At 45.2% G+C, this 7243-nt stretch carries 7 protein-coding genes; 3 read left to right on the forward strand and 4 right to left on the reverse strand.

Features of this window, described 5'->3' with window-relative positions:
* Positions 1–61: 61 nt before the first annotated feature.
* Together IQP38_RS10890 and pepA are read right to left on the reverse strand one after the other, a co-directional pair.
* Entirely contained in the window at positions 62–511 is a 450-nt protein-coding gene (locus IQP38_RS10890) for a DNA polymerase III subunit chi (protein WP_025998737.1), read from the reverse strand.
* A gap of 115 nt (positions 512–626) precedes the next feature.
* On the reverse strand, positions 627–2135 hold the full coding sequence (gene pepA, locus IQP38_RS10895) for a leucyl aminopeptidase (RefSeq protein ID WP_005381073.1): 1509 nt from the start codon (positions 2133–2135) through the stop codon (positions 627–629).
* A 200-nt stretch (positions 2136–2335) separates the two neighbouring features.
* Between pepA and lptF the strand changes: the two genes are divergently transcribed.
* Both lptF and lptG read left to right on the forward strand, forming a co-directional pair.
* Positions 2336–3436, forward strand: coding sequence for an LPS export ABC transporter permease LptF (gene lptF, locus IQP38_RS10900; RefSeq protein ID WP_005381072.1), 1101 nt, complete (start codon positions 2336–2338; stop codon positions 3434–3436).
* Between the two features lie 3 nt (positions 3437–3439).
* Complete coding sequence (gene lptG / locus IQP38_RS10905; RefSeq protein ID WP_005381071.1) at positions 3440–4510, forward strand: LPS export ABC transporter permease LptG; 1071 nt, start codon at positions 3440–3442, stop codon at positions 4508–4510.
* Between the two features lie 87 nt (positions 4511–4597).
* On the opposite strand, the gene IQP38_RS10910 is transcribed toward lptG, so the two are convergent.
* Together IQP38_RS10910 and IQP38_RS10915 are read right to left on the reverse strand one after the other, a co-directional pair.
* The gene (locus tag IQP38_RS10910) at positions 4598–5077 is read right to left on the reverse strand and encodes an RDD family protein (RefSeq protein ID WP_005381070.1); all 480 of its coding nucleotides are present in this window, start codon (positions 5075–5077) and stop codon (positions 4598–4600) included.
* Positions 5078–5261: 184 nt separating this feature from the next.
* A complete protein-coding gene (locus tag IQP38_RS10915) occupies positions 5262–6530 on the reverse strand; it encodes a DUF2254 domain-containing protein (RefSeq protein WP_005385537.1) in 1269 nt (422 codons plus the stop codon).
* A 227-nt stretch (positions 6531–6757) separates the two neighbouring features.
* On the opposite strand from IQP38_RS10915, the gene IQP38_RS10920 reads away from it, so the two are divergent.
* Positions 6758–7243, forward strand: a 486-nt coding sequence (locus IQP38_RS10920; RefSeq protein ID WP_193837569.1) for an SDR family NAD(P)-dependent oxidoreductase, incomplete at its 3' end; no start/stop codon positions are given.

Raw genomic sequence — 7243 nt, forward strand, 5'->3', positions numbered from 1 at the left:
TTAGTCAATCTTTATAAGTGAGGGATCTTAACAAGATCGCCTTAACTATAAGGATTGACCGTTAAGGATATTGAATTTCGATCGTTTGCAGCTGGTAACCTGCTTGACGGTAAATTTTATATCTTTCTCTTGCGAGTTGTTTAGCTTTTTCTTCGCAGGGCACGAAGTCTACCACTTGAGCAAACTTGTTCGCAAAGGTTGTCTCATTTTCCGCCAAATTAATTACCAGCTGACGGTTCCAATTAGGTTTTACACCGTTATGGCCGATCTCAATATTGGTGGCGTATTTCGGTCCCTCGCCTACGAGGTTATGTGCCATGAACTTGTCTGCATCAACTTGCCAAAAGGCTTCAGCGAGCTGCTCGGCGTGTGGTTTGTCTTGGCAGTTTAAATACACTTTAGCGCCTTGGCGAGCAAAGTGCTGAGCCAAAAACACGATGTATTCTTCAAAGCCAGCCACCGTTGCTTGCGGGCTCTCTTCGTTAATGATGTAGAAGGTTGCAGTTTGCATCATTCTCTCACTTGCCTTGGGTCTCTTCCTAAGACCATCTTAAGTCCCACTTTCATTTTAGAAAATTAGGAAAATAAAAAAGGGCCTTGCGGCCCTTTTAGATTCTGTTCAGAAATTACTCTTCTGTCTCTTGGCCGCTGCGGTTCAAAAGGAATTGGACAAGCATTGAGACAGGACGGCCCGTTGAGCCTTTCGCTGCGCCTGATTTCCACGCGGTACCTGCGATATCGACGTGTGCCCAGTTGTACTTCTTCGCGAACTTAGATAAGAAGCAACCCGCAGTAATTGTGCCACCAGGGCGACCACCAATGTTTGCCATATCCGCAAACGGGCTTTTCAACTGTTCGTGGTACTCGTCTGCCATTGGTAGACGCCATGCACGGTCACTCGCTTGCTCAGAAGCGTTTACTAGCTCATGAGAAAGAGGGTTGTGGTTAGAGATTACGCCGCTGATATGGTGGCCTAGTGCGATAACACAAGCACCAGTTAGCGTTGCAACGTCAACCACGCAGTCTGGTTCGAAACGCTCTACGTAAGTCAGTGCGTCACAAAGAACAAGACGGCCTTCAGCATCCGTGTTCAGAACTTCTACAGTTTGACCAGACATGGTCGTTAGGATGTCACCTGGACGGTAAGCGTTGCTGCCAGGCATGTTTTCACAACCCGCTAGAACACCAATAACGTTGATTGGTAGGTTTAGCTTCGCCAGCGCTTTCATTGTACCGAATACCGATGCCGCACCACACATGTCGTACTTCATCTCATCCATACCTTCGCCCGGCTTTAGAGAGATACCGCCTGAATCGAAGGTTAGACCTTTACCTACGAGCACAATCGGTTTTGCATCTGAGTCAGGGTTACCTTTGTACTCGATGATAGACATCATAGATTCGTTTTTAGAACCACGGCCTACTGCTAGGTAAGAGGTCATACCCAGTTTTTCCATCTCTTGCTCACCAATGATTTTGGTGGTTACGGTTTCGTAATCGTCCGCTAGACGACGAGCTTGAGAAGCAAGGTAAGCTGGATTAGCTACGTTTGGCGGCATGTTGCCAAGGTCTTTTGAGGCTTTGACACCTGATGCGATAGCAAGACCATGAGTGATTGCTTTTTCACCCAAGTTCAATTCACGACGCGTTGGTACGTTGAAAACAAGCTTGCGCAGTGGGCGGCGAGTCTCAGGTTTCACGCTCTTGAATTGATTAAATGTGTATAGACCATCTTTAGTCGCTTCTACAGCCTGGCGCACTTTCCAGTATGTATCACGACCCTTAACATGCAGTTCAGTTAGGAAACATACCGCTTCCATTGAGCCTGTCTCGTTAAGTGTGCTGATCGTCTTTTGAATGATTTCCTTGTACTGGCGCTCGCCAAGTTCACGCTCTTTGCCGCAACCGACAAGTAAAACGCGCTCTGACAAAACACCTGGTACTTGATGCAGTAGCAGCATCTGACCAGGTTTACCCTCTAGATCACCACGGCGAAGTAGTGAACTGATGTAACCGTCACTGATTTTATCAAGTTGTTCGGCTACTGGAGAAAGGCGACGTGGTTCAAACACACCAACAACGATACATGCGCTACGTTGTTTCTCTGGACTGCCACTTTTTACACTGAACTCCATGCGTACTCCTACATCCTGAAGACAAATTGCTCTAAATGTTAGATAATGATCGCTTACTTGTTGAATTTTAGCTCCAGGCTTACATGCAGAGCTGATTAAGCGACTAACATCTAGTTTATAATTTTTAAAAAAATAAATGGTTCAACGGGAAACTATAGTGATTCGACCAAAAAAACAAGTTTTGTATAGGTAATTTCAGCGTGATTATTGTTAGATATTTGATCCGCGAAACACTCAAGAGCCAATTTGCGATTTTTTTCGTACTTTTTTTGGTGTTTGTAAGCCAGAAATTCATAAGTGTTCTTGCTGATGCTTCTGATGGGGATATTCCTGCTGGATTGATTTTCTCGATTGTTGGTTTGAACATGCCAGCAATGGGTCTGTTAATGCTGCCTTTAAGTCTGTATATCGGTATATTGATCACATTTGGTCGTCTGTATGCAGAGAGCGAAATTGTCGTAATGAACGCGACAGGTATTGGTAATAAATTCTTGGTTCAAGCGGCCTTATACCTAGCGTTGATTACTTCAGCGGTGGCGGCTTTCAATGCGTTGTGGCTATCGCCGTGGTCTCAAGACCGCGTTGAGCAGCTTTATGAGCAGGTAGCGTCAGAAAACAGCGTTGACCTACTTAAAAAAGGTCAGTTCCAAGGTACACCAGACGGTTCATCGGTTGTGTTCATCGATGACATTAAAGACAATACCTTGAGCAACGTTTTTGTTGCGCAGATGCGCCCTCGAGATTCGGTGTTACCGAGTGTGATGTTCTCATCTTCTGGTGAAGTAAAAGAGCTTTCGGACGGTCGTCAGATCATCACTATGAAAGAAGGTACGCGTTATGAAGGTGTGCCTACTCGCGTTGAATATATGATCACGAAATTCGATGAATACGAAGGTGTTATCGGCCAACGTGAGGTCAAAAAGAAAGGGCGAGACTGGGAAGCATACCCAACGGTTGACTTGATAGGTCACCCAGATCCAGAGGCGCAAGCGGAGCTACAATGGCGAATTTCGTTATTTGTGTGTATTCCACTCTTAACAATGCTCGTTATTCCTTTGTCTGCGGTGAATCCGCGTCAGGGACGGTTTGCCAAAATGGGGCCTGCGATTCTGATCTATCTAGCGTATTTCTTGGCGATCAGTGCAACCAAATCTGCATTAGAAGATGGTGACATCCCGGCTGCTATTGGTATGTGGCCAATCAATGCGATGTTGCTGATTGTTGCTATCATGGCGAATATGATGGACAGCGTTGCTGCTAGACGAATAAAAGACAAATTCCGCAAGAAGAGGCTCGCGTAAGCTGTGTTCAAAATCTTAGACCTTTACATCGGTAGAACCATCATCTCTACCACTGCCTTGGTTTTAGCGACGTTTGTTGGCTTATCGGGCATCATCAAATATGTAGAACAGCTACGTAAAGTAGGGCGAGGTGTGTACGACCTCACTCATGCGTTGTACTTTGTGTTACTCAGTGTGCCGCGTGATATCGAAATGTTCTTTCCAATGGCGGCATTACTCGGTGCCCTGATCGGCTTAGGTATGTTGGCTTCAAGCTCTGAGCTTGTGGTGATGCAAGCTGCTGGTTTCTCTAAGCTGGATATCGGGTTATCGGTACTCAAAACGGCCGTCCCGCTCATGATTGTTGTTATGGCGTTAGGTCAATGGGGCGCTCCTGAGGCCCAGAAGATGGCCCGTGACTTACGTGCGTTTGCGATATCAGGTGGTAGCATTGTGTCTGTGCGCTCAGGTGTGTGGGCTCGTGATGCAAACGACTTTATCTTTATCGGTAAAGTCGAAGACGACAAACTTTATGCTTTAAATATGTGGCGTTTTGATGATGATAAGAATCTACAAAAAGTTATTTTCGCCGAAGAAGTCGACTACCAACAAGATAACAACTGGCTGATGCGTTACGTACAAATTACGGACATGGAAAATGAAAACGTAATTTCAAAGCAAGACATCGAACAGATGGAGTGGCACACCTCTTTGGCACCAGATAAGCTAGCTGTGGTGACCGTGAAGCCAGAAGAACTGTCACTGAGCGGTTTGTATGATTATGTGACTTACCTAAAAGCATCGGAACAAGATGCATCTCGCTATGAGTTGGCGTTTTGGCGTAAGTTGACTCAGCCGCTTTCAATTGCTGTGATGATGTTAATGGCGCTATCTTTTGTTTTCGGCCCACTCAGAAGCGTGACCATGGGGGCAAGGGTATTGTCGGGCGTGGTTGCCGGGTTTACTTTTTACATATCCAGTGAGTTCTTTGGCCCATTAAGCTTGGTGTATGGCATATCCCCAGTGTTTGGTGCTTTGGCCCCGAGTTTGGTGTTCTTAGCTATTGCGATTGCATTGCTACGAAGAAAGCTATAACTGAAGCATCATCGAATAAACCAAATTTTACCGAACCAAATGTAAAAGGAAGGCATTACGCCTTCCTTTTTTGTGTTCCTAGACAAGTTAGTTTGCCTTGGGTAATACAACTACCTCTGTTTTGGCCCAAATGTCGTGGAAACCACGTTTCTTCGGATCAATCGGTACAGTCAGATTTGCCAAGCCAAAGCCAGATGTCGAAATACGAATCAGAGCTTGAGTTACCGTAATTGGTGCACCGTCTTTGGCATTGCGAACTCGAAGCTTCCAAGCGCGCATCCCAAGAGTTTGTCCTGCTCGCGTCCAGAAGAACACAAAGAAATATATCCACACACCCGCAAGATAAAGTGTAAATAGAGGGCTCAATACAGGGTGTTTTCCGAGCATATCTGCGGCATCAGCGTACTCGCCATAGCTCAACAATCCTGCTGCATTTAGTGCAAACACAACGGCCATAACAATACCTGCGGCCATCATTTCAATTGCGATAATAATCAATGTGTCGTAAATCAACGCTGCAAGTCGACGAAAGAGACCTGCAGGTGGAAGAGTTGTAGACGTTGTCATTATTCCATCACTTACCTTAAAAATTGTGCGTCAGAATATAGATTCCCTCACCAAGAGAAAAGAGACCTAACGCACAGAGTCTTTAATTGTGTATAAACGAAGAGACTTTTCTGCCCTACGTTATCAGCACATGTCATGATACACGAGGCCGTGCAGCAATATGTTTCAACTGAATTCGACTCTCTTAACCATTGGCTTTTTGGTCTGTGACCAGATTAGATAGCTGAGAGAGTTGGTGTTTCTCATCTTCGGTATAATGTTGGCTTAATGAAAGCTCTAAAGCTTTTTCTGACAGCTTGATTGCTGGTGACAAAAATAACTTAGGGTGCATACTAGAGAGAGCTAGCAAGGCCTTTTGTAGGCGAATCTGTATTTGGAGTTGCGCTGCACCATCGTGTGCTATCGGCAAAAAGACATCATCAAACAAATCCTGGCAGCTCAATGCGGGCACAAATAGTCTAGGATATCGAGTTTTGGTAGGTGGCTCACTGAGTAGGTCTCCCCATAATGAAAGTGCTCGTACAGAACGCCCAAGAACGTCAATCGCGGTGCCATTATCATTTACAGCCGGAGATAGTGCTCGTGAGGCGATTTCCGCCATAACGACTAAACCAAAGCGAGGGTCCTGATCATATGAACGCTCCGTTCGAATCGTGAAGGCTGCCGTTACTTCGCTTTCGTCTGGCAATTCTCCACAAACCCAAGCCAATGGTTGACCTACGTACACAAAACTTCCCGGTTGTCGCTCAAGGTAGATGGTGCATTGGTTTGCTTCAGCAATACTATCGAGGTGATGCATATCAACATGCTGTAAGTAGCCAATTTCTTGGCTCAAAATAGGCTTACTTCCTCTGGGCTTATGCTCTGGGTGGCTCCATGGGTGAGCACCTAGCCAGCGCTCTTTGCCCCGTTTTCTTATCGCATCTAACAAGGCTTGCTCTACGTATGAAGTGGTTTCACTGACCCTTCCTAGTACGGAAAGGTGCTGAATCCAACGTAGCAGAGTGAGTATGATCATCACGATTACGGCGATAGTCACGATGAATAGATAAATTTGTGCTTGTTGATGATAGGCCCCAATACCTAGCGCGATAATTCCTACCAAACTAAATAGAAAAGAGCCAAGAAAGGTTGCTAAGGCATTTTGTGTTGTGCTGTCTTCCATCAACAGTTTTGTCGCTCGCGGCGTTACCCCTGCACTAGCGGCACTGTACGCTGAGACCATAATATTGAGAGAGAATGTAGTCACTGCAAGCATGGAGGTTGCGAGGATATTTAATATGTTGTTCAACAAATCCTTGCTGACGTTGATGGCAGGGGGCAGAGTAATGAACTGGTTTAAAACAATCGACATTAAGGCGGTAGCAACAGCTAGTAATGCGTAGAGTGACGTCCGGACCCACAGTTTTCGTGTCATCTGTTTCAGTAACCACTGCCATTTTGACCCAGTCATTCTTTGCTCCTATTCAGTTCTCACTAGAAAGTCGATAGAAAATTCAGAAAGTTATTCTTGCTTAAGCATAGGTTAAATGCCCGTCGTTCTGCTTGATATTTCATGCATCACGAAAGTAAGAAAGCTGCTTGCTTCAAAGAATGGTGCTCTTGAGGTGTGAATTACCACGATTCTGTTACCTTAATTGATAGATGAATTAAAAGTATGTGATTGAAAAGAGGTAGCGCATGATTGTAATTACAGGTGCAAGTAGCGGCTTAGGGGCGGAACTAGCAAAGCGTTATGATGCGGAAGGCAAAGAGACGTATGTAATAGGAAGAAATACAGAAAAACTATCCGCACTAGCAAAACAACTCTCTCATAACGTTGGTTATCAAGCTTGCAACCTCTCATTGCACCAAAATGTGAAACAGCTCTTTGATGGGGTGAAACAGTCCCCTGAAATGGTCATTCATAGTGCGGGAAGTGGTTATTTTGGCTTACTGGAAGAGCAGGAGCCGAAAGAGATTCAAAAGTTGATTGATAACAACCTGAATTCTGCGATTCATGTGCTAAGAGAGTTAGTAAAGCGTTACAAAGATCATCCAATAAAAGTGGTCATGATCATGTCCACAGCCGCGCAACAACCTAAAGCGCAAGAGTCTACGTATTGTGCAGTGAAATGGGCCGTCAAAGGATTAATTGAGTCGGTTCGTTTGGAGCTAAAAGGAAAA

The sequence above is a fragment of the Vibrio sp. OPT41 genome (assembly GCF_015163595.1).
GTDB lineage: Bacteria > Pseudomonadota > Gammaproteobacteria > Enterobacterales > Vibrionaceae > Vibrio > Vibrio alginolyticus.